The 245-nt window shown below is 62.4% G+C and carries 1 protein-coding gene; it reads left to right on the top strand.

All coding sequences use genetic code 11. The features are described from left to right. Positions 1-245, top strand: a 245-nt coding sequence (locus AF337_RS39260; protein ID WP_152971383.1) for a glycogen/starch/alpha-glucan phosphorylase, incomplete at both ends; no start/stop codon positions are given.

Raw genomic sequence — 245 nt, 5'->3', positions numbered from 1 at the left:
ACTACAATGTCTCGCTCGCCGAAGTCATGGTTCCGGCCGCCGACCTCTCGGAGCAGATCTCGACCGCCGGCATGGAAGCGTCCGGCACGGGCAACATGAAGTTCGGCCTCAATGGCGCGCTGACGATCGGCACGCTCGATGGCGCCAATGTCGAGATGCGCGACAATGTCGGCGAGGACAACATCGTCATCTTCGGCCTCAAGGCCGACGAGGTGTCGAAGGTCCGCAGTGATGGCCACAATCCC

Origin of the sequence: Rhizobium ecuadorense, from assembly GCF_001187535.1 — a bacterium.
Lineage (GTDB): Bacteria > Pseudomonadota > Alphaproteobacteria > Rhizobiales > Rhizobiaceae > Rhizobium > Rhizobium ecuadorense.
The sequence above is the reverse complement of the archived record's forward strand: the minus strand, read 5'-3'. Positions and strand labels throughout refer to the sequence as shown.